Raw genomic sequence first — 23769 nt, 5'->3', positions numbered from 1 at the left:
ATAAAATACTCTTTCAGTACGTTCAAAATATAACTGATATTATTCTTCCATAATCTCTGGATACAAAAAGTTATTATACGGGAACCGGGTGACATGAATATCTCTTACTTCTTTATATACCCGATTTCTAAAATCATCTATATTTTCTTTATGTATTGCAGAAATAAATAAAGCATTATCTCCTATTCTACTCATCCAAGTTTGTTTCCATTCTTCCAAAGTATAATGTGCTTTGGTTCTTTCGGTAGTTAGGTCATCATCATCTATCGTTTGATGTTGATAAGAATCAATTTTATTAAAAACCATGATAGTGGCCTTATCTCTGCAATCAATCTCACCAAGTATCTTATTCACAGATTCTATATGGTCTTCAAATTGAGGGTGAGAGATATCTACTACATGAAGTAATAAATCGGCTTCTCTAACTTCGTCTAAGGTACTTTTAAAACTTTCCACAAGTTGGGTTGGTAGCTTTCTTATAAACCCAACAGTATCACTAAGTAAAAATGGAAGGTTCCCGATAACTACTTTTCTAACCGTAGTATCTAATGTGGCAAACAATTTGTTTTCTGCAAATACTTTACTTTTGGCTATAACATTCATCAAAGTAGATTTACCAACGTTGGTATATCCTACTAAAGCAACTCGAACCAATTTACCACGGTTTCCTCTTTGTGTAGCCATCTGTTTATCAATAGTTACTAATTTCTTTTTAAGTAAAGAAATTCTATCTCTAACAATCCTTCTATCAGTTTCTATTTCTGTTTCTCCAGGACCACGCATTCCAATACCTCCTCGTTGTCTTTCTAAGTGAGTCCATAGACCCGTAAGCCTGGGAAGTAAATATTGATATTGTGCCAACTCAACCTGAGTTCTTGCATAGCTTGTCTGTGCACGTTGTGCAAAAATATCAAGAATCAAGTTTGTTCGATCAATGATTTTGGCTTTCAGAATACGCTCTATATTGCGTAATTGACCTGGCGATAATTCATCATCAAAAACTACAGTTCCAATTTCATGCTGCTCAACATAAGCCTTTACATCTTCCATTTTACCACTACCTATAAAAGTTTTGGAATTGGGCATATCCATTTTTTGGGTAAATCGTTTTACCACTTCTCCTCCGGCAGTATAGGTAAGAAATTCTAATTCATCCAAAAATTCTTCAAGCTTTTCCTCATCTTGGTTTTTGGTTACAATTCCTATTAAAACCGTTTTTTCGTATGCTATTTCCTTCCTTTCTAACATTAGCTACCTTATCTTCTATATCTTAATTTATTATATTGTGCTTTTAATCAAGTGTACAAAAGTACAATAATAATATACTCAGAAGTCTACAATCCAAAAGGTTTCTTAGAAAATTAAATCCTATGGCCAATACATATTATTTCAATAAAAAATCTACAAATCATTATACCGTAGCATTTTATAATCTTGAAAACTTATTTGATACTAAAGATGATCCACATACTCTGGATGAAGATTTCTTGCCAGATTCTGAAAAACAGTGGAATCGAAGTCGATATGAAAAAAAAATATTTAAACTTGGAACTGCTATTTCCAACATCGGATTTTCTAAAACGAGAAAAGCTCCTATCCTTGTTGGGGTAGCCGAAGTTGAAAATAAAAGTGTTCTCGAAGACCTGGTTAACTCTAAACATTTAAAAGGAAAAAACTATGGTATTGTTCATTATGATTCTCCCGATGAACGAGGTATTGATGTAGGTTTACTATATCAAAAACAATATTTTGAAGTTACTAATTCTGAAAGTGTTCAGGTTTTGGTTGACAATGAAAATGGGATGAGAGATTATACTCGAGATATTTTATGGATTACAGGAAATTTAAATAATGAACAGATTCATGTTTTAATAAATCATTGGCCCTCGCGAAGAGATGGTGCCGAAACTACTGCTTATAAACGAATCGTTGCTGCCGAAAGAAATCGTGAAATTATTGATCAGATCACTGCTGAGGATCCTAATGCAAAAATCATTATTATGGGAGATTTTAATGATGACCCATCTAGTCAAAGTGTAAAAAATCACTTGGTACAACATGATCTTTTTAATCCCATGGAGCAACTCCTTACTCGATATAGCGGTAGTACCAATTATAGGAATCAGTGGAATTTATTTGATCAAATTATTTTCAGTCATAATTTCCATAAATATGAAAAAGGAAAACACAGCTTCTCTGATGCAGCCATATTCGATGATGATTTTCTAAAAATCTATAAGGGCCGATATAAAGGAAACCCTTTTAGAACTTATATTGGACGAAAATACATAGGTGGATATAGTGATCATTTTCCTGTGTATATAAAACTAAGGCTCAATTAAGATTACAAAAGAGGGGATTTTAACCCGCTGAAAATAGCCGAAAAAGAGTGTTAATATCATTCTAAATTATAATAGCCAAATTGTTTAAAAACGAGACACCTTGATCAAAATTGATCAAGGTGTCTTGATTATATAAAAAGGATTCTGTACTCCTTTCTACAAAATAATTTCATTGGTTTAAAACAAAATGTTTTTTTAGCATCAATTTCTAATTATTCTCAATGTCTTTTCTCTTTGCTCATAATTAATTTTAACAAAATACATCCCAGACTCAAGATTGGCCGTATTTAATTCTACCTCTTTTGAGTTGGATTGAACTTGAATAGTTTTTAATACTACTCCAGAAATGTTTATTAAACTAACGCTAGTACCTGTCAATATATCCTCTCCTTTAATGACTAGTTTATCCTGAACGGGATTATTAAATGTTTCTACACTAAAGGCTGTCAATGGTAGTGTGCCCTCACAATTAGGAGCAGCGGTCTCTTTACTAAAATAAATAGTAAAACCTCCTGTTTTAGAAACTAACACAAAATTACCTGTATCTACCGTTGTCCAATACGCACCATCCAATCCTGTAAATCCAGAATCTGTAATTGTAATTGATGGTTTCGTAGTATTAAAGTTTTGTGTGATTTTTGGTAATAGATTAATATACCAATCGGGAATACCGTTATTGGTACCTAAAGAAAACTGGTATAATCCGTTATTCGCAAGATCCCAATTTATAGTAAAATTAGTAGCGTTATCTAGATTTGGGCCTCCATTACCTATAACATATATATTCTCGAATGCAGAATTAATAGCCGGTAACGCCTCAGTAGTTGGTGTTCCAAAAGCACAACTCACACCACCATTGCCATCGGTAACATTAATCGTTGTGGTCTTTGTTCCAGTTTTACTTCCATCACTTACTGTTAATATTGCAGTATACTTTCCAACAGTAATATATTCATGTACTACAGTTATACCTGATCCGGTATTTCCATCTCCAAAATCCCAAGTATAGGTTAATGTATCTCCATTTGCATCTGAAGATGCAGAAGCATCAAAACTTACTGTCACAGGTGCAATGCCTAAAGTTGGTGTAGCTGTAAAATCAGCCACTGGTGCTATATTGCTATCAGATACTACAATATCTTGAGTAACAGGAACAGAAGTATTTGTACCATCACTCACCGTTAGGCTTACTGTATATGTTTTGATCTCTGTAAATGTTACTTTTGGAGTAGCTAATGTTGATGTTTCACCATTCCCGAAATCCCAGGCATAGGTAATTGAATCTCCATTTGGATCTGAAGAAGAAGTGCCATCAAAAGACACCTCTAATGGAGCAACACCCATTTCTGGAGTAGCTGTAAATGAAGCTATTGGTTCTTGTGATGGTTCTCCGCCACAATTTGGTGGTGTGCTAAATTGCATTTTGGTATCAAAATCTGTATTTGTATTGATCACAATATCTTTCAATATTAATTCTTCACCTACAGACGATGTGATTCGTAACTGCATTGGAGATTCAATACCTGCTGGTTCTATAAAAAAGTTAAATAACTTACGTTCTACATTAACCCATGCATTATCTTTAAGATATTCCATTTTTGATACTGCATGTTTGAGATCACGAAACTGAATTGCAGTCCAATATTTTGTAGATCCTGATTTAAAATTAACTTTAATTGTTTTACTAGCCGCTAATGGACATGGAACGAATTTCCAGGTAACAGGTACTCGTCCATCTATTGGATTTGCAACTTCAGAAAATGCCTGTTGTGTTAAATCTACATCACCTGGTTTACATTCTGGACAACGATCTACTACTTTTACAATAGTTTTGCCGAGAGAACCGGTTATCTCTAGACAAGCTCCACAAGAATTACTACCATCATAATCTGTATTGTTTAATGCACAATGCATAAAATCATCTGCTGCTACTGGAAGCGAGCAATTTCCTCCTTCGCTTCCTGCTACACCTCCATAAAAAGTAGCTTCTCCAGATTTTATACTGTCATTACATTGCGCCACGCAATTTATATAGCATGATACATATGCTATAATAATTAAAAATTTAAGTTTCATAGTTAAGGTTTTAAAAGTGAGTTAATATCCTCTTAGGTTATTATAAAATATCCTATACCTTATACAACTATAAAACTGTATTCATATTTTACTTTAAGAATTCAATCCATACAATTAAACAATAATATATATTATCCTTCCTCAAAAATTTAACCTTCCTTCGCCTATGATTCCGGTAGAAAAAGTATCCCAGCAAAGATCACAAGTATTGTCCAACCAAACCTCGGCCTCTGAGACTATATCAGAAGCCCCTACTGCAAATTGTACCTGATCTGAGTCCAATATTATCAAATAGTATCTTTTTAGGTACCACCCATCTTGACCTTGTAGTTGAATAAATGCATTTCTTAATTCAACCCACGCTACATCTTCTTTAGGTAAATTAGTTTTTATAAGATAATAATCCCATCCGCCTTCTCGATCATCTCCTTCGTTATCCAAAATAACATTGATGTCGTAGTACTCTCCTTTATTGGTATTAAAACCTACATGAGCTTTCACTTTGCCATCAGTATCATTATCTTTTTTTGTCCCGGTATAGTTCCATATCCTGTACAACAATTCTGTACCCGAACCTTTATTATCACTCTTATTATTGGTTAAATACACCGCTACGGCTTCATTAAATTTTGTAGACGCTTGTTCCTCGCTTACATCTCCATCAAAGCTCATATGTAATAACGGACTTATTGTTTCTAATTCAGCTTCATCTATAATTTTATCACTGTTTCCTGTTGTACTCATAAAACCTGCCTGGTCATTTGTATTTATAAACTCTGTAACCCCGTCGGGTTGTTCGCACGATACAATAAGCAAAACACCTAAACTAATCCAAACCATCTTTTTAAAACCCCCAAGCTTTTTCATTTATTCTGTGTATTTAATTCATAATATTTTCTGGATATGAATTAGTGTAAAACATGTTCCCCAACACGATAACTAAACTCCATACAAAAATCTACCTTATAAATATAAATTATTGATAATCAAATACAAAGGGTATAAAATCCTATTTCACCAGGGTGGTTTTACCCTTTTTAAAAACGTCTTTTTCGCCCTTTACTTTTTATTCTTCATTTGGCTTAATGTCTTCTATATGTTTAAATCTCTAGGTTTCAGATAAATTCAATAACAGAAAAATTACTTGTTAAAGTTTTTTTAACATAGTAAGAATGATCAAATCGATCTAATGCCATACCTTGCATAACGCAAAAAATCACACAAACAAACTAATAGTCATGAAATTAAAATTACTTTTAATTCCATTTGTCATCTCTTGTTTTTTAGGGGCTCAAAATGGATTTACGCAGTCTGTATTTATTAATGAAATTCACTACGATAATGCAAGTACAGACGTAGAAGAAGCAATAGAAATCGCAGGGGTTACAGGAACAGATCTTTCTGGTTGGAGCATTGTTTTGTATAATGGATCAAACAATTCTGTTTACAATACAATATCAATTTCTGGAATACTTCCTGACCAACAAAATGGTTTTGGAACCTTAGTAGAAATTCTTCCTGTGAATGGATTACAAAATGGTTCTCCTGACGGGATCGCCTTAGTAGATAATAATAATGCTGTAATTCAGTTTCTAAGTTATGAAGGCGTTATAACAGCAGTTGACGGTCCTGCAGCTGGGGTAACAAGTACAGATATTGGAGTATCAGAATCTAGTAGTACAAGTGTAGGTGCTTCTTTACAATTATCAGGAGCCGGCACAGTAGCATCAGAATTTATTTGGGAAACTACACCTACAAACACTTATGGAGCAGTAAACACAAATCAAACTTTTGGAACACCAGTTATCGTTCCTGTAATTAATGAGTTTTTATTTAACCATACAGGATCAGATACAGACGAATTTGTAGAGATATTGGCTGGATCAGAAACTGATCTAAGTGAATATTGGATATTAGAAATTGAAGGAGATAGTAATGCTTCTGGAACTATAGATGAGGTAATACAACTTGGGACTACCGATGTTAATGGATACTTCACTACTCCATTTGGTAGTAATACTTATGAAAACGGAACTGTAGCGCTACTTCTTGTAAAAAACTTTACAGGAAATCTAGGGCAAGATCTTGATACCAATGATGATGGTATTTTGGATATTACACCTTGGGAAGAACGTATAGATGACATCGGAGTTAATGATGGTGGTGCATCAGATCTTAATTATGCTACCGTTACATTATTGCAATCTTTTGATGGAAATTCATTTACTGTTGGTGGGGCTTCAAGGTTTCCAAACGGTCAAGATACCGATGTTGTAACTGAATGGACTAGAAATGATTTTGATGGGAGTGGACTACCTAGTTTTCCAACAGCTATTGCAGAACCGGGAGAAGCCGTTAACACTCCTAATCGCGAAAACGTTGTTATTGACAATGTTGATCCAACCGTATTAGTAATCAACGAAATTGACGCAGATACAGATGGATCTGACGTTCTGGAATTTGTTGAATTGTTTGACGGCGGAGCAGGAAATACTTCTTTGGACGGGCATATATTAGTATTCTTTAACGGTTCTAATAACCAAAGTTATGCTACCTATGACTTAACTGGTTCTACAACCAATGCTAATGGATATTTTGTTATCGGAAATGCTGATGTTGCCAATGTAAGTATAACATTTCCTGGTAATGGATTACAAAATGGAGCTGATGCGGTAGCGTTGTATAAAACAGAAGCTACTAATTTTCCTAACGGAAGTGCCGTAACTACTGAAAACTTAATTGATGCTATTGTATATGACACTAACGATAGTGATGATATAGAATTATTGATCTTATTAAATACTGGAGAACCTCAGGTAAATGAGGATGAAAAAGGAGATAAGGATTTTCAATCTTTACAACGTTTTCCTAATGGAACGGGAGGATTAAGAAATACCACTTCATATACACAAGCTATTCCTACTCCAGGAGCAGCTAATACAAATGCAACAGAGGTTGTCAATCTTATTATTAACGAATTGGATGCAGATACTCAAGGTTCAGATGCATTGGAGTTTGTAGAATTATATGATGGTGGAACAGGAAATACTTCTCTTGACGGGTATGTATTGGTAAATTATAATGGAAGTAACAATACAAGTTATAATGCTATCGATCTGGATGGATTCTCTACAAATGCCGAAGGATATTTTGTAATTGGAAATGCAGATGTTGCCAATGTTGGACTAGTGGTACCAGGAAATTCTTTCCAAAACGGTGCTGATGCTGTAGTCTTATATTTTGGTGACGCTACCAGCTTTCCTAACGGAACAGCAGTTACCACAGAAAATATCATCGATGCCATTGTGTATGATACAGATGATAATGACGATGCAGAGTTGTTAGTATTACTAAATGCAGATCAACCACAAGTTAATGAGAACGCAAATGGAAGTAAAGATGGTGAATCCCTGCAGAGAGTACCCAACGGACAAGGAGGCGCTCGTAATACAGATTCTTATGTAGCAAAAGCTCCTACACCAGGTACTGATAATGATGGTGTTATTGTAACACCAGGTGAACCTGTAACTATTGCTGAAGCCAGAGCACTGGCAGAAGGCACTCCTGTAACTATTGCCGGAGTATTAACGGTTACCGATAGTTTTAATGGCCCTGCATTTATACAAGATGCTACAGGTGGTATTGCCGTTTTTGATGATCTGGTACAAGCAGACGCTAACATAAAAGTTGGAGATTCTGTTACAATAACAGGGGTCAGAGCTGCTTTTAATGATCAGATTCAGATCAGTTCTGTAGCAGAAGTAGTAAATAACGGTCTTCCGCAGAATCCTATTACCCCTTTAGACATTACGCTTACAGAACTTGCAAACCATCCAGGTGAACTTGTTCGTGTTCTTAATACCACCTTTCCAAATCCAGGTGATCTTTTGTTTGGAAACGCTAACTTCACGCTTACTGATGCTAGCGGAAATGGAGAATTACGTATCGACAATGACGTAGCTTCTGTGGTAGGAAAAGCACAGCCTGCTACTTGTTCAGAAATCACAGGAGTAGTGGGACGTTTTAGAGAATTCTTCCAATTGTTACCAAGGCAGGAATCTGATATTCCTTGTGCAGTAGAATTTATTCCACCTGGAGACACCGTAGGTTTCCCAAAAGAAGACACTTTTGATGTTGTAACATGGAATATCGAGTGGTTTGGTGATGAAAATAACTCACCAGTAGGCCAAAACCCTATGTCTGATGCTATCCAAAGAGATAGTACTGCTACTGTGTTAAGAAAATTAAATGCTGACGTATACGCAGTAGAAGAGATTGCTGATGACGCCTTGTTTGGTGAATTGGTAGCACAATTACCTGGTTATGATTATATTCTGTCTGATGCCGTCTCTGGGCCTGGCTCTGGTAGAGTATCTCAAAAAGTTGGGTTTATTTATAATACTGAAACTGTTTCTGTAGTAAAAACCAGAGCAATGTTTACTTCTATTCATCCATTATATAATGGTGGAGATGACTCTGCTTTGGTCAACTATCCAGATGAAACATCACGTTTTTATGCAAGCGGAAGGTTACCATTCTTAATGACAGCAGATGTTACTATTAATGGAGTAACAGAACGTATAGATTTAATAGCATTACACGCCAGAGCAAACAATAGTAGTGATCCGCAAAATAGATATGATATGCGTAAGTATGATGTCGAAGTACTAAAAGATTCATTAGATGTAAATTTTGCTAATAATAAAGTTATTCTTCTGGGAGACTATAATGACGACGTAGATGAGACCGTAGCAGATATTCCATCCACTATTTCTAGTTTTCAGGAATACGTAGACGATACTGCTAATTATACCATTGTCTCTTCTGCATTAAGCGAAGCTGGATTTCGTTCTTTTATTTCAAGAGATAATATGATTGATCATATTGCTATCACCAATGAACTCGATGATGCGTATATACGAAATTCTGTAACTGTTCATTATGAAGTATATGATAATGATTATGCGTTTACCACTTCAGACCATTTACCTGTTTCTGCACGATTCTTACTAGAACCTGAATTTGTTGACAATGAATGTTCTGTTGGATCAGTTATCGCATTTGATCAAGGACCAAGAAAAGATGGAAGAAGAATATCTTATTTTAGAAGCAGACCTGAGCGTGCTATAGGAAATCCAAGAGAACGACGATTTATTAATTTTGTAAGCTTAGGGTTTGGTGGATCCATCACCGTAGAATTAAACAATGAGATTTTTGACAACAAAGATACTAATGAATTTGCGGTATTCGAATCTACAGGATTCTTTGATAATATTCCTTGTAACTATTATCCTGAGTCTGCAGAAGTCTTTGCTTCACAAGATGGTGTAAACTTCGTTTCTTTGGGAACAACATGTCAGGACGGAGAATTTGATCTTGCAACTGGTAATTTACGTTCTGCTAAATTTATTAAAGTTGTGGATATTAGTAATCGAGCTATTTTTCCTTGGTTTGCCGATGGATATGATCTAGATGCAATCGTATGTCTTGAAAACGGAGAACGTATTGCTGGTAAAAATGCAGTTGCTTATGCAGATAACCCAACAGCTATGGAAAGTGAAATGTTTAATGAAGAGTTTGGTATAGAAGAAGCAGAAGTAGCTGTCTCTCCTAACCCTGTTCTGGATCAATTATCTATAGAATTTAGTACATCAATTACTAAAGGAGATGTAGATATTATGATTACAGATGTAACCGGTAAAACGGTATATAACCAATCCGTTAGACTTAATAATGGACAGTCTAAAGTCTCTGTAAATATGAGTGATTATCCTAAAGGATTTTATGTGGTACGTGCTTCAAATGTAAACGGAACTCTTAATGTCACTAAAAAGATTATTAAAAAATAATTGAATTCATCTTTTAAAAATTGATGAAATATAAAATAAAAACCCTGCGAAAAAACTTCGCAGGGTTTTTTTATGCTCTATTGTGTCTAATACTCCATAGTTCGAAAACGAAAACTATACCAAATGCTCAGAGCTAAGCTCAAGAGATTTTTAATGAAGTTCAGCTACAATTATATTCTGCTCATTTGTCTTATCTAGTAGTAATCTTACTATAATCGATAAGATATCCCGTTATAGTTTTTCTGATACTTCAGAAAAAAGTTTGCTTCTCAGATATTTAAGTGCTCTATAAATTTGAGTATTTACAGTATTTACCGAAATCTCCATGATCTTACTAATCTCTTTATGACTTAGCTCCTCATCTCTGCTTAGCTTAAAAATGACTTTACATTGTGATGGTAATTGGTCAATTAGAAAATCCAACTCATTTTGGATTTCTTTATACATCATCAATTCATCAGGTTGAACATCAAGTTTCTCAGACAATTGATATTCAACCTGATCTAATCTCTCATTTTTTTTATTATTTCTCTCAATATGATTCAAACATCGATTACGAACAGCAGCATATAAATACCCTTTTAAGGATACGTAAATTTTGATTATTTCTTTTTTTTGCCACAATTGAAAAAAGATGTCCAAAACGACTTCTTCAGCATCGCTAGGATTTAGAAAACTTTTGGCAAATGCAAAGAGTGGATCATAATATTTGAGAAAAACAACCTCTAACGCACCTTTATCTCCATTTTTTATTCTGTAAAATAGATCAATATCTGCTTGATTGTCAACCATCGAAGGTGCTTTTTACAAAAAAAACAAATTCAAACTCTCTTTTTTCCTAAAGATGATTAAATAATCGTTATAAAATTTAGATTATAATTTTCATTTCAGTTTTCAATCTATTGGTTTTAAAATTCTCTGCTTTTGGTTATCAAAGAATTACGGCTTTACCTCATTATTTCCATTATGTTAAGAATGTTTTCTTATTGTTAAATCATAAATTCCTTGTCATAGCAAGATCCTATATTTGTGTCTTAAGAGGTATATGAAAGAGCATGAAAAATATAACCTCATCCTAAAATATTTAAAAGGTGAAGCTTCCAAAAGCGAAGAAAATACTATTAAATACCTTTTAAAAAATGAGGATTTCAGACAATTATTCGCTCAACTAAGTGATATTTGGAAAAAATCTCCATCATCAGAATCTATTCATTCTGAAAAATTTAGAATTCTAAAAGAACTTAATAGTCGAATAAATGAATACGACAATACCAAAAGAGAACAACGTACTTCTAGGAAAAGATCAGATAAAGTAAAACCTCTTCTTAAAATTGCTGCTGTTATTTTAATATTGATTATTCCTCTCAGCATATATTATACACAGAGAAAAACCAAAAATCAAATTGCCCAAAACCAAATTACAAAGTCTACAGAATTAGGACAGAAACTTACCTTAACGTTATCTGATGGGACTAAAGTAAAGTTAAACTCTGGCAGTAAACTTATCTATCCAAAAGTTTTCGACCAGAAAAAAAGAGAAGTTGTTCTAGAAGGGGAGGCTTTTTTTGAAGTCACAAAAGATACTGAAAGACCTTTTCTAATAAAAACTGATAATATTATTACTAAAGTATTAGGAACTTCCTTTAATACTAAAGCATTTCTGGATGATCAGAATATTAAAATTTCCTTAGTGGAAGGAAAAGTAGAAGTATTGGATACAAAGAATGGTGAATCACAATTCCTAAATCCATCAGAAGAGCTAATATTTAATAAGATTTCCAGAGAAAAAACTAAACAACCATTTGATACAAAAAAAGTTATTTCTTGGAAAGACAATATTTTAATCTTTGAAAATGAAACCTTAGAAGAGATTGCTGTTGTTCTTAACAAGTGGTATGGGGTCGAGATTATCCTAAAGAATGAATCTATAAAAAAATGTAAACTAAAAGCCCGATTCGAGAACGAATCATTGATCAATGTCCTTAATACTATAAAATATGCGGGAGATTACGAGTATACTTTTTCAAAGGGCGTTGTTCAAATCAGTGGTAACGGATGTTAACTATTAAAAACAGAATGCCAATGTAAAAGAGTTTTATTAAAAAAAGAAGTGCCAAAAAATGACACTTCATTAATCAGTGACAGTAAGGGGTTTTATTTTAAAAGTATGGTCAGATACTTCTAAAATCCCAAACTGTTGTGTTCCAATAAATAATTACTAAAACATACTAAAAATATGAAAAAAAACTTATTTAAAGCATTAGTCGTCATGTCAAAATATGCTTTGTACATTTTTATTTTACAAATACTATTTATAAGCACTGTATTCGCAAACAGTTCACATGCACAAAGCATCAAAAACATCTATTTGGATCTTGATGTTAAGAGTGTTAAACTAAAAGAAGTCTTTGAAAAGATTGAAGATGAGACGCAGTTTCAATTTGCTTATTTAGAATCTAGTATTCCACTCAGTAAAAAAATTACAATTCAAGTACAACAAAGAAGCCTAGAATATATTCTTATGGAAATCTCTGGGGCATTAAACCTCAAATTTAAAAGGGTAAATAATAGAATTATTGTTAAGCCCCAAAATACATCAAATACGTCCATCATCGAAGAAACAATACAAGATAAAATAAATGTAGAGGGAACAATTACTGATAGAAAAACAGGAGAAGCCCTAATGGGAGCTACCATACAGGTAAAAGATAAAAATGAAGGTACTTCAACTGATTTTGATGGTAAGTTTTCTCTTAGAGTATTAGAAAATACAACTCTCGTATTTTCTTACTTAGGATATGAAAATCAAGAAGTACTGGTTACTTCTGATATTATTTTAAAAATTGCTCTCGAAGAGAGTTCTAATGCATTAAATGAGGTTGTTGTTACTGCATTAAATATTAAAAGAGCAGAAAAAACTATTGGGTACGCCACACAACAAATTGGTGGCGTAGAAATGAAAGAATCTAATGAAACAAACCTGGTTAATACATTAACTGGTAAAATTGCAGGGGTTCAGATCACCAACTCCAGCGGTGCAATTGGGGCTTCATCATCAATTGTTCTTAGAGGCAATAATTCTATTTCCGGGAAAAATCAACCTCTGTTTGTAATTGATGGTGTACCTATTAGTAATGAGGTTCATCAGACTTCTCGTGTTTTTGGAGGTCCATCGAATCCTAATCAAAGTGGATTTTTAGGTGAAGGCATTGGTGGTGGAGAACAACAAGTTGACTATGGAAATGCAGCTGGCGAAATCAATCCTGCTGATATAGAAAGTGTTCAGGTCCTTAAGGGCGCTAATGCTGCCGCTTTATATGGATCTAGAGCAGCAAATGGAGTAATACTTATTACAACTCGTAGTGGTAAAGGCCAAAAAGGATTAGGGGTTACGATTACATCTAGTATATCGATGCAAACCCCTCTAAAAACCCCAAAATTTCAAACAGATTTTGGAAAAGGTAATAATGGCCTTTATGAGTATCCAGATCTAAATGCTGATATCGGTAGAAATTTTGGTCCAAGATTTAATGGTCAACTTATCCCTCAGTACAATCCAAATAACCCAGGTACTCCTATTAATAAACCATGGGTAAATAGGTTAGGTAAAGATCCTATCGGAGATTTTTTAGAAGCTGGAACTACAATGATTAATGGGTTTTCAATAACAAATGGTCATGAAAAAGGAAGTTTTAGATTGTCATATACCAGATTTGATCAAAAAGGAATGGTTCCTAATACAGATTTAGAACGTAATACTATTGGCTTCAATGCAACATATAATGCTACTCCAAAATTTACCGTTGGAGCATCTGTCAATTATATTAACAGTGGTAGTGATAACAGACCCAATATTGGAGCCAAAAGTGAATCCAATATCATTTTCACATTATTAAAATTGGGTGGTAACGAAAGTTTGGATGAATTAAGAAGAAACTATTGGGAACCCTTTAAAACAGATGTGCAACAGGCAACATCTGATGCGAGCGTTAATAACCCATATTTTTTAGTAAATGAAAACCTCAACGGTAATAGAAGAGATCGAGTATTTGGAAATATTCGTTTTAATTATAAAATAACGGATCATCTATCGCTTGATATAAAAACAGGTAGAGATTTTTATAGTGACAAACGAACAACCACAAAGGCATTTTCTCATATCCCTTATCAAAACGGTTTTTATGGAGAAGCCAGCGTGTTTTTTAAAGAGGATAATTCAGATTTTTTATTAACATATGCTAACAAATTAAGTTCAGATTTTTCTATTACGTTAATTGGCGGCGGGAACCATTTTAATCAAAAAATCGAAGAACTTAGAGGAAATAGTGGTTTTGATGGATTAGTGACTCCCGGATTCTTTAATCTTTCTAACAGTGCCACTATACCTACAGCCCAAAATTTTGTTTCCCGAAAAAGAATAAATAGTCTTTATGGGGGAGCGACCATTGGATACAAAGATTATCTGTTTCTAGATCTTACAGCCAGAAATGATTGGTCTAGTACGCTCCCAGCAGATAATAACTCTTATTTTTATCCTTCTGCATCGGTAAGTGCCTTGATTTCAGAAATGTTCGACCTTTCCTCTCTACGCACTGATTATTTAAAAGCCAGAGCCAGTTATGCAGAGGTAGGAAACGATACAGACCCCTATCAAACTAATCCTCTAACTTTTAACGGAGGCTCTGCACAAGGAATTTCTATTAATTCTCTTTCTAGTACTTTAGGAAATAAAGACTTAGTTCCAGAGAATATAGTTTCAAAAGAATTTGGATTAGAAGCTGGCTTCTTTAAAGGTAGACTTGGTTTTGATTTTACATATTACCAAATTGATAATAAACAACAGATTGCTACTATTCCTCTAGCAACAGAGTCTGGTTTTTTAAACCAGGTAATTAATGTCCCAGCTAAAATTTCAAATAAAGGATTAGAACTTTCTCTAAATGTTGTTCCTATTAAAACATCTTCTTTTACTTGGGATGTAACATTAAACTGGGCCAAAAATGAAAACAAAGTCACTGATCTTAATATTTTGGATGAAGGAGAAAGAATTACATTAGCAGAAAGATGGATAAACCTTGACATTACTAATAATGGTAGTTTTGGGGATTTCTACGGGGATTACCTTTTAAGAGTAGACGATAATGGAAATTTAGGCAGAGAAGGTGTTCAAATATTTCGACCTGATGGAAGATCTGAAGAATCTGATGATGTAGGAAGTCTAGTGGATGAGGCAAAACCTTTATTAGGGAATGCTACTCCAGATTGGATAGGAGGAATCCAGAACTCTTTTACTTATAAAAATATTAACCTAAGTTTTTTATTTGATATTAATAAAGGAGGAGAAGTACACTCTAGAACATATGTGGTAGGAAATCAGCTAGGTTCATTAGAAGAATCTACAACATTGCAAAGACGAGATGATCCTTCAGCAACTCAAGGAGCAATTAATGAAGGTAATACTGTAGTACCAGGAGAACAATGGGTCGAACTACAAGGTGCATTATTGAATCGAGATACCGGAGAAACTACCCCCACAACTATCTACGCCCGTACCTCTAATTTTTATAAAAGATATTTTGATAATGATGCTGTAGGAACATTTGATAGAAGTTTTGTAAAACTTAGAGAGCTCAAACTCACATATAGTTTACCTAAACCTTTTTTGGAGAAAGCAAAGCTTCAAGATGTCAGTATTTCGCTATTTGGAAGGAACTTATTGATATGGGATAATGTTCCTCATATCGATCCTGAAGTAGCAGGATATAGTGGAGAGTTACCAGGAGGAGAATTTTTTGCAATTCCTTCTGCGAGAAGTATTGGAATGTCTCTTAATGTCAAATTTTAAAAACCATCAACGATGAAAAAAATCAAAACGTTTTCATGTAAATACATAATAATATTTAACCTATTATTGATAAGTAGTTGTAGTGATAGCCTCGAGGAAATTAATGTAAATCCCAATCAATCCGTAGAAAACCCTAGTGTTGATTTGTTATTTGGTTCTATATTACCCGGCTTCGTAGGGCAATTAATATCTTCATATAATACTCCAGGGCAATTATCTCAGCAATTTGCAGTCAAAAATTCTGAAGTAGGTATCTTAACACACGATGAAGATGCAATTAGTAGAAGATTTTGGGAGATTGTATATTCAGAAAACAATGGTGCATTAAGAAATGCAAGTTTTCTCACTTTTGAAGCAAAAAATCAGGAAAACCAAGTATATGAAGCTATTGGGTTAATATACAAAGTATATATACTTAGCTATACCACTGATCTTTTTGGGGATGTTCCTTATATCGACGCAGCACAAGGTTTTCGATTTGAGGAACGTTTCATCTTTCCAAAATATGATGCTCAAACGACAATATATGAGTCGATGATTAATGACTTAGAAATAGCAAATGATTTACTAAGTAATTCTCCAGATAATCAAACTATAGATGAATCACGAGATCTTTTGTTTGAGGGAGATAAGATGTTATGGAGAAAATTTGCAAATACCTTACAATTAAGGTTATTAATGCGAATATCTAATGTTCAAAATGTAAGTGTTCTTGTTAATAAGATATTTAGCAATCCAACAATATATCCTATTTTAGAAAGTATTGAAGATGAACCCGTGTTTTTATATGAAACATTGACCGAGTGGCCTTTCAATTCTGATAGAGCTAACATTGATGATGTGCGATTATCTGCTACTATGGTAGATATCATGAAAGGAGAAGGAGGAGTCAACAAAATAGCAGATGAACAAGACCCTAGATTGTCTTTCTTAATAGCACCAACAGCAAATTCTATAACCGCAGGGACACCTGAATTCATCGGACAACCTGTAGGGATCGCTTCTGATATAGAAGAAAATGAAAATAGATCTTTACTTAACTCTAATTTTCAAAACCTGAACAAATTCTGGCTAATTACCTATGCCGAACTTCTTTTTATAAAGGCAGAAGCAATACATCGAGGGTTTTTGTCAGGTAATGCAAATATCCCTCTTATAGATGGAGTAAGAGCATCACTTAATCGATATGGGATTGATCCTTCTTCAACAGAAAGCATGAATTACCTTACAAGTATCAGTGATAATTTTCCGGGTAACGAAATAAAACAAATCGCAATTCAGCGTTGGATGGATCAGGTCAATAATGGATTCGAAGGTTATAGCGTTTGGAGAAGGTTAAACTTTCCTGTCCTTGCTCCGGGAAGAGACGCTGTAGCCACCGAAATTCCTACTCGATATTTTTACTCTAGTAAGACTACAGATAAAAACCAGGTTAATGCAGATGAAGCAATTAATCGTTCACCATTAAATGGAGTAAATACCACTTTTCAAAAAGTTTGGTGGGACACAGAGTAAAATCAAAATAATACAAATGGAAAACACGAAATTGGTTTTCCGTTTTTTGATCATACGAGCTATAATCTCAATTGAAATGCTTGTCAAAAATCTAACTTAAGATCTTTTTATTACTTGTTTACCCCCTTATACCTGGCAGGTTGATTTAATAATGCTTTGAAATCTAGCCTGTCAGGTTTAAAAACTAACCCTTATAATATGATATTTTTTCAAAAACTAATATTTAAATATACACTACTCCTTTTACTAGCAATCGTAATAGGAGCTTGCCAAAACAATCAAATTAAACCTAAGAAGGAAAAGGAATCGATCAAACCTGATAAACAAAATCCAATATCACAATCTGAAATATGGAGATTTGTGGCATTTGGTGATTGCAGAGGACATAGCTCTGATGATCCTGTTAATGTTTCTGTTTTACAAAAACTAGTAAACGAAATCATAAAACAAAACGTCGACTTAGTAATGTTTACCGGAGATATTTGTTATGGGCATGCAAATCGCAAAGAACTTGGAGATGAGGGAGCTTTAATTGATTTAAAAAAACAAATGTTACTATTTAGAAATACAATCGAACCTCTTTATGATAATAATATAAAAGTTTATATCGTGAGAGGTAACCACGAAACAACTCAAAGATACCCTGATTTGCCAGGAACAGCAAATCATAGACCAATATGGCCAAAAACTAAGGAAATATGGGATAACGTCTTTAGTGGTAAATATAGTATGCCCCAAAATGGTCCAGAACAAGAAAAGAATGTAACATTTTTTGTCAATCATAAAAATGCTCTAATAGTTGGTCTTGACCTTTATACTTCTAGAGATAGCCTAGTAAATAAAAATGGTAGTATACCCAAACCTTCTACTAAAAGAGTTGACCAAAAGTGGCTCAATCAAATTCTAAATACCAATAAAAAACCTCATGTTTTTGCTTTTACTCATGAACCAGCTTTTAAAGTGGATCATCACGACTGTATGCATGGAGATGATAGTTATGGATTAGACTATACAAAGTATAGAAATCAATTTTGGAAAAGCATCAAAGAAGCTGGTTCTAAAGTTTATTTCTGTGGTCATGACCACGGTTATGCATTAGCAGAAATCAATAATGACAAAAGAGAATCAATATATCAAGTAGTGGTAGGCACAGCCGGTGCTGGAAAAAGCATTACTCCCAATTATGATGGGTACAATAACCCATATACAATACAACCTTTAGATCAATCCCAATCTTATGGTTTTGTAATAGGAGAAATACAAGGAGATCATGCCTCTATTGTATATCGATATATAAATGAAAAAGGAGAATTTCAGAATAGAAAAGCCTTAAAATATCAAGCAAAATCCATTAAGATAAAAACCGAAAAATAATCGTAATTGTAAAACCTCTAAAACCAAAAAAATGAAAAATCAACTCAACAAAACGCTAATTCTTGCAACGTTCATTGCTTTATTTTGTATTACTGAAACATATGCTCAGTATGCTCATAAAATTAACAGACAACGTAGGTATGACGAGGTTTCCTGGTTAATCACCCATAACGCATATAATAATAGAACTGATGGCCCAGCTGGGTTTTTTGGATGCTTGGGGGGAGGAAATCAAAGTGAAGGAATTCAAAAACAACTACGAGACGGAGTACGAAGTTTTATGGTAGACATCTATCGTGTTAACGGAGAACTTAGATTGAAACACGGAAGTCCAAACATGTGTATGATGGATGCTAAAAATTTCAACAATATTATTGCCAATTGGCTAGAGACACACCCTCTAGATATAATCACCCTACATATTGAAGCCGGACCGAACTTAGGTAAGTCTGGGTTAGATGATATTTTCTTCGGAAGAAGATCAGGGTACAAGAATATATCTGGCTTTATCTATAACCATAAGACTTTTGTAAGTGTAAACAGACCAAAAGGATCAGGATCAGACGTTTATCCAAAAGTCGAAGAAATGTTAAACCAAAAAAAGCAACTTGTAATTTTTACAGAACGAAATTATAATAGTGATCTCTATAGATATGAATTCTTACACACTGCTCAAAACCCCTATAGAGCAGGACAAGTAAACCAACTATTTAATGCCGATAAATTTGTTGTAGATAGAGGTATCGATCATAAAACTATTCTAACTGTAAACCATTTTGCAGGTGATGCTCCAACATATAATGGTGATGTAAATAAATCCAAAGATGCTAATAAAGATGTGTGGGCAAAAGCAGTTACTGCCTGGTATATGTTTGGACATAAACCATCAATAGCTGTAGATTACTATAACTTATCGAATGGCAATAAACCTATGAATCAAATTGATGATATTAATAAAATAAATGAGGTTAGAGGTAGGTTTATAGATAATAAAGATGCTAATAAACATGTAAAAGGTGTAAAAACATATCTGGCAGAATTTAAAAATGGTGCCTGGAGAAAAATTAAAAACAACGAACATAAAGGTAGAAGAGCAGAGTGGAACTTATTCTATTCATTCCCGGCAAGATCAAACGATAACCGTGCAATATTTTTTGAACACCCAGATTATACCTTCTCTCCAAGTCACATCAAAACAGGTGATTATGATGGAAATAATAGTAGAACCTACGTGGTTGATGTGACTGCAAACAGAAAAACAAGATCTAAAATTAACGATGAGATGCCTCTAGCTTCTGAAAACTCAACAACTTTGACTATTACTCCAAACCCTTCTTTAGATAATAAGTTGATTATAGCTTATTCTCTTGAGGCAAAAAGTCAAATAAGTATTAATATGTATAGTTTAACAGGTAAATTAATTGAACCCTTAATCAATACAAAAGTTCTTAATGGAAATGGAGAATTTGAATGGAGGTCTACCAAAAATCTTAAAGGAGTTTATCTTTTAAAGGGATATATTGGTAATCAACCTTTCACTAAAAAAGTGCTTTTTAAATAAGTTCTCTTCTCTTTTAGAAAGCTGTCAAATGGCAGCTTTCTTATATTATTTTAGAATCTTAATCTTTAAAATAATCCAAAGATCTTTTTTCTCTTAGCTGTATTAGGTCTATTAAGATCAAGAATGTCGGTTACTTTATGTTTATCAAATCCATCAAACAAACTATCTACTCCTTTTTTCATCTTAAGCGCTACTTCTTCTGTATACAATGGTATTAATGCAAAAAAGTTTACTGTTTTATTCTCTAGTTCTAAAGACATAAACTCCTCTCCTAGTACAATCGAAGGAAGTAATAGCATGGTATTTAATCCTGTATTTTCTGTAAATGGTGCTGGAGGATCCCCATTAGGTATTGTATGTCCGAAACCTAACCAGGTATCATATTCATGAGGAAATCTTGCTAAAAATTTAAGCCAGTATATCGGCCAATAGTTACTATCATCTTCAAAATCTTCTTGTGATATTTTCCATTCCTCGGGTAAGCATATGCATAATTCTGCATATGCAGCATTGTCTACCCCTTCTGGTGTATTCATTGCTTTATCACTCATCCCCGAAGTAATTAAAGTATGAAATGGTTTTTCTTCTGTAGGTTGTACCCAATGTACATCTATATGAACCTTATCAGAGATAATTTCATGAAAAACCATATGTATCGGTCCGATATACTTTTCTATATGATTTGATATATCTTCAATAGTATCATCATCTCCAAATGCTGGCTCGAATTCTTTAGGGGTTTTATTCTCATATCTGTAGATCGGAGAACCTGATTCTGATTTTTCCATTCTTAGTTAACTTTTAATAATTGAACAAATGTATCACCGAGCATTAACTCTCCCATTTCTCTGGGAGATTTCTCGTTTTTATTTTTAGTGTCTATGTCTGCTCCAGTCTTTAATAGCAATTCTACAATATTATAGTCTCCTTTGGCATTAAAGATAGCTGTCCAAATAGGAGGATTACCATAATTGTCTTTACTATTTATATCAGCTCCGTGCTCTACTAGAGTTGAAGCAATTTCTATATTTTTATTTTGAGCCGCAAAATGTAAAGCTGTATATCCTATTTTATCTTGAAAATTAATATCTGCCTCCTTATCAATCAATAATTTTAAGATCTCAACATTTCCTTTTGCCGCTGCATTAATAAGCAACGTCCTTTTATACGTATCAAAGCAATCTACACCAAACTCGTTTATCAAATTTGTTATTCCTTGAATATCATTATCCTTAATATAATGATCTAAGTATTCAAGTTCTGGTGCAACTTTTATAGGCCTTCCTCCTTTTCCCATTCGATAATTGTGTTATTTTGAGCTTACTTTTTTCTATTTTGAAACCTACTATTTAAACAATAATATAGGAAGTATAAACCCTAATAACATCGGGATAATATGAACTAAAAGGTCAAAAACATTTAATTTTCGACCATCTTCATAATCATACCATGAATACCTTTCATAACTTGGTTCCTTATTGAAAGTTTTCTTATATGCTATTCTTAATAAACCATAAGATAAAACATAGATAAAGGGGCCAAATAAACTATATGATAATTTCCCTGACAAAACAGCTATGTAATAGTTACTAGATATGTAGCCAAATAATCCAATTAAAAGAGTAATCAAAAGCAGAATTAATAATAATTTGTTATTACGTAATTTCTTCATAAAACCAAATACAGAAATAATGCCTGTCATTGAAAAACTAATAATCATAATTGTGTTTTCATATTCGTATGCCATTTATTTTATCGTTTTTTAAAACTAAACAAAAATATTTTTCTTACTTACCGCTAACCTTAATATTATCAATATGATATCGTGTTGTAGCTCTTGGGTCCCCTCCTATGTATCTAAAACCTATTCTAACGACACCCTCAACACAAGATAGACGTATTGGTCCCGTTGAACCAAAATTGCCAAAAGCATTTAGAGGGCCTCTTGGTACTGTTGCGTCGAGTTTTGTCCATATTGTGGTTACAGGATCCCCTGTAAAATTATTAGTAACAAAAACCTCCATAATGTTACCATTATCATATCCAGCTTGTATATCAAAATTTAAGAATTCGTTTGTTGATATGTCCAGGTTAATATCTGGTGTAATGAGCCACACCTCGTATAGACTTTCTTTGGATCTAAATCCTGTTATCTGCGCATATTGATTGTTATCAAAATCTCCTATTTCATAATCCAATTTTCCATTATTTGTATTGATATTAATCCATCCAGAATTTACCAAATCTTTAATTTTAAGATCTGTAAAATCCTCTTCAAATAACACCGTAGTACTTTCTGAATCAATTGTACATTCTAAAACAGCTGGGTCACACCTCGTTTCTGTATCAAAAACTAATCCCATTGGATTATTAAGTACTAGATTATACCTGTTTCCCAAAAAATTCTTGGTTAAGATTCCTTCAAAACTCCCTTGACCTGATGGTAAGGTAAGACCTTTAAAGTCTGAAAATGTACTCGTGCTCAATACTGTTGTTCTTCCTGTTATACAGCTTTCGACGATACGTTCACCATCAAATTTGTCATTAGTTTCTGCTGCAAACGTAAAGGCATTATCTTTTAGAACGAGGTTTTTGTTAAACTGAATGTTACCAATTTTAATATACAGATTAAGCAATTTATCTGTAAAATCTTCTAAAGTAATTTCTAAAGGTATAATTGTCGCTATTTCTGCAGACCTAATAACAACTTTGTCTATAGAAAATGACGGAATCGCACTAATATCATTTCCTTCTGAAACTCCTAAAGTTGGAATCCCATTTTTGATACCCAGAGATAAACCATCCAATTTAATATAAACTTTACGGCCAAACTCATAGGTTGTAAATAATGGATTATCATCAATTAATACCCGTACGCCAGAAGATGGATTCGTGTGCGTATTCTGAAGTACTAATTCTTTAAAAAAATTACTGGCTTTGTCACTTGACACCACATAGCCTTCTATTATATTGTTTGTGTTTTCAAAAACGACTTTGGCGTTTTCTCCTTCTTTTTCTAATTCCTGACCAAGAACTCCTAGTATCGCATCAATGGTAACTATAGTTCCTTCAATTTGGGGTTCATCAACTACCAATTCTGGAGTTTTAAACTCCTCTTCTGATGAACAAGTTGTAAAAATACAAGTCGCAATAAGGACTATAAAAATTTTCTTTATGTTGGTTATATACATTTTTAGATGTTTTTGT

Annotated in this window: 15 protein-coding genes; 7 read left to right on the top strand and 8 right to left on the bottom strand. The window is 33.6% G+C overall.

Annotation, left to right across the window (positions count from 1 at the left end):
• Positions 1–39: 39 nt before the first annotated feature.
• Positions 40–1248, bottom strand: coding sequence for a GTPase HflX (gene hflX / locus DK442_RS12865; protein WP_109436282.1), 1209 nt, complete (start codon positions 1246–1248; stop codon positions 40–42).
• A 122-nt stretch (positions 1249–1370) separates the two neighbouring features.
• Here hflX and DK442_RS12860 point away from each other — a divergent pair, with 122 nt between their 5' ends.
• Positions 1371–2342, top strand: a complete 972-nt coding sequence (locus DK442_RS12860; RefSeq protein ID WP_109436281.1) for an endonuclease — start codon at positions 1371–1373, stop codon at positions 2340–2342.
• Between the two features lie 201 nt (positions 2343–2543).
• On the opposite strand, the gene DK442_RS12855 is transcribed toward DK442_RS12860, so the two are convergent.
• Together DK442_RS12855 and DK442_RS12850 are read right to left on the bottom strand one after the other, a co-directional pair.
• On the bottom strand, positions 2544–4418 hold the full coding sequence (locus tag DK442_RS12855) for an expansin EXLX1 family cellulose-binding protein (protein ID WP_109436280.1): 1875 nt from the start codon (positions 4416–4418) through the stop codon (positions 2544–2546).
• 141 nt (positions 4419–4559) lie between these two features.
• Complete coding sequence (locus DK442_RS12850) at positions 4560–5285, bottom strand: hypothetical protein (protein ID WP_109436279.1); 726 nt, start codon at positions 5283–5285, stop codon at positions 4560–4562.
• Positions 5286–5656: 371 nt separating this feature from the next.
• Between DK442_RS12850 and DK442_RS12845 the strand changes: the two genes are divergently transcribed.
• Entirely contained in the window at positions 5657–10267 is a 4611-nt protein-coding gene (locus DK442_RS12845; RefSeq protein ID WP_109436278.1) for a T9SS type A sorting domain-containing protein, read from the top strand.
• A 231-nt stretch (positions 10268–10498) separates the two neighbouring features.
• Here DK442_RS12845 and DK442_RS12840 read toward each other — a convergent pair whose 3' ends face one another.
• Positions 10499–11059 (bottom strand): RNA polymerase sigma-70 factor, encoded by a 561-nt coding sequence (locus DK442_RS12840; protein ID WP_109436277.1) that lies wholly within the window; start codon positions 11057–11059, stop codon positions 10499–10501.
• Between the two features lie 253 nt (positions 11060–11312).
• Here DK442_RS12840 and DK442_RS12835 point away from each other — a divergent pair, with 253 nt between their 5' ends.
• The 5 genes from DK442_RS12835 to DK442_RS12815 all read left to right on the top strand — a co-directional run bounded on the left by DK442_RS12835 (position 11313) and on the right by DK442_RS12815 (position 20562).
• Positions 11313–12329, top strand: a complete 1017-nt coding sequence (locus DK442_RS12835) for a FecR family protein (RefSeq protein ID WP_109436276.1) — start codon at positions 11313–11315, stop codon at positions 12327–12329.
• Positions 12330–12503: 174 nt separating this feature from the next.
• Complete coding sequence (locus tag DK442_RS12830; RefSeq protein ID WP_109436275.1) at positions 12504–16112, top strand: SusC/RagA family TonB-linked outer membrane protein; 3609 nt, start codon at positions 12504–12506, stop codon at positions 16110–16112.
• A gap of 12 nt (positions 16113–16124) precedes the next feature.
• The gene (locus DK442_RS12825; RefSeq protein ID WP_109436274.1) at positions 16125–17627 is read left to right on the top strand and encodes a SusD/RagB family nutrient-binding outer membrane lipoprotein; all 1503 of its coding nucleotides are present in this window, start codon (positions 16125–16127) and stop codon (positions 17625–17627) included.
• A gap of 198 nt (positions 17628–17825) precedes the next feature.
• Positions 17826–19001 (top strand): metallophosphoesterase, encoded by a 1176-nt coding sequence (locus tag DK442_RS12820; RefSeq protein WP_109436273.1) that lies wholly within the window; start codon positions 17826–17828, stop codon positions 18999–19001.
• A 31-nt stretch (positions 19002–19032) separates the two neighbouring features.
• Positions 19033–20562 carry a T9SS type A sorting domain-containing protein gene (locus DK442_RS12815; RefSeq protein WP_109436272.1) on the top strand — a complete coding sequence of 510 codons (1530 nt, stop codon included), beginning with the start codon at positions 19033–19035 and terminating at the stop codon, positions 20560–20562.
• Between the two features lie 65 nt (positions 20563–20627).
• Here DK442_RS12815 and DK442_RS12810 read toward each other — a convergent pair whose 3' ends face one another.
• Genes DK442_RS12810 through DK442_RS12795 form a run of 4 tightly spaced genes read right to left on the bottom strand, consistent with a single transcriptional unit; the run spans position 20628 to position 23753 of the window.
• On the bottom strand, positions 20628–21350 hold the full coding sequence (locus tag DK442_RS12810) for a suppressor of fused domain protein (RefSeq protein ID WP_109436271.1): 723 nt from the start codon (positions 21348–21350) through the stop codon (positions 20628–20630).
• A 2-nt stretch (positions 21351–21352) separates the two neighbouring features.
• Positions 21353–21859 carry an ankyrin repeat domain-containing protein gene (locus DK442_RS12805; RefSeq protein ID WP_109436270.1) on the bottom strand — a complete coding sequence of 169 codons (507 nt, stop codon included), beginning with the start codon at positions 21857–21859 and terminating at the stop codon, positions 21353–21355.
• A gap of 48 nt (positions 21860–21907) precedes the next feature.
• Positions 21908–22309, bottom strand: a complete 402-nt coding sequence (locus DK442_RS12800; RefSeq protein WP_109436269.1) for a hypothetical protein — start codon at positions 22307–22309, stop codon at positions 21908–21910.
• Positions 22310–22349: 40 nt separating this feature from the next.
• Positions 22350–23753 carry a DUF5689 domain-containing protein gene (locus DK442_RS12795; protein WP_109436268.1) on the bottom strand — a complete coding sequence of 468 codons (1404 nt, stop codon included), beginning with the start codon at positions 23751–23753 and terminating at the stop codon, positions 22350–22352.
• Between the last annotated feature and the right edge of the window lie 16 nt (positions 23754–23769).

Source organism: Aquimarina sp. AU119 (assembly GCF_900312735.1).
GTDB lineage: Bacteria > Bacteroidota > Bacteroidia > Flavobacteriales > Flavobacteriaceae > Aquimarina > Aquimarina algiphila.
This window is presented reverse-complemented; position numbering and strand designations above follow the sequence as displayed.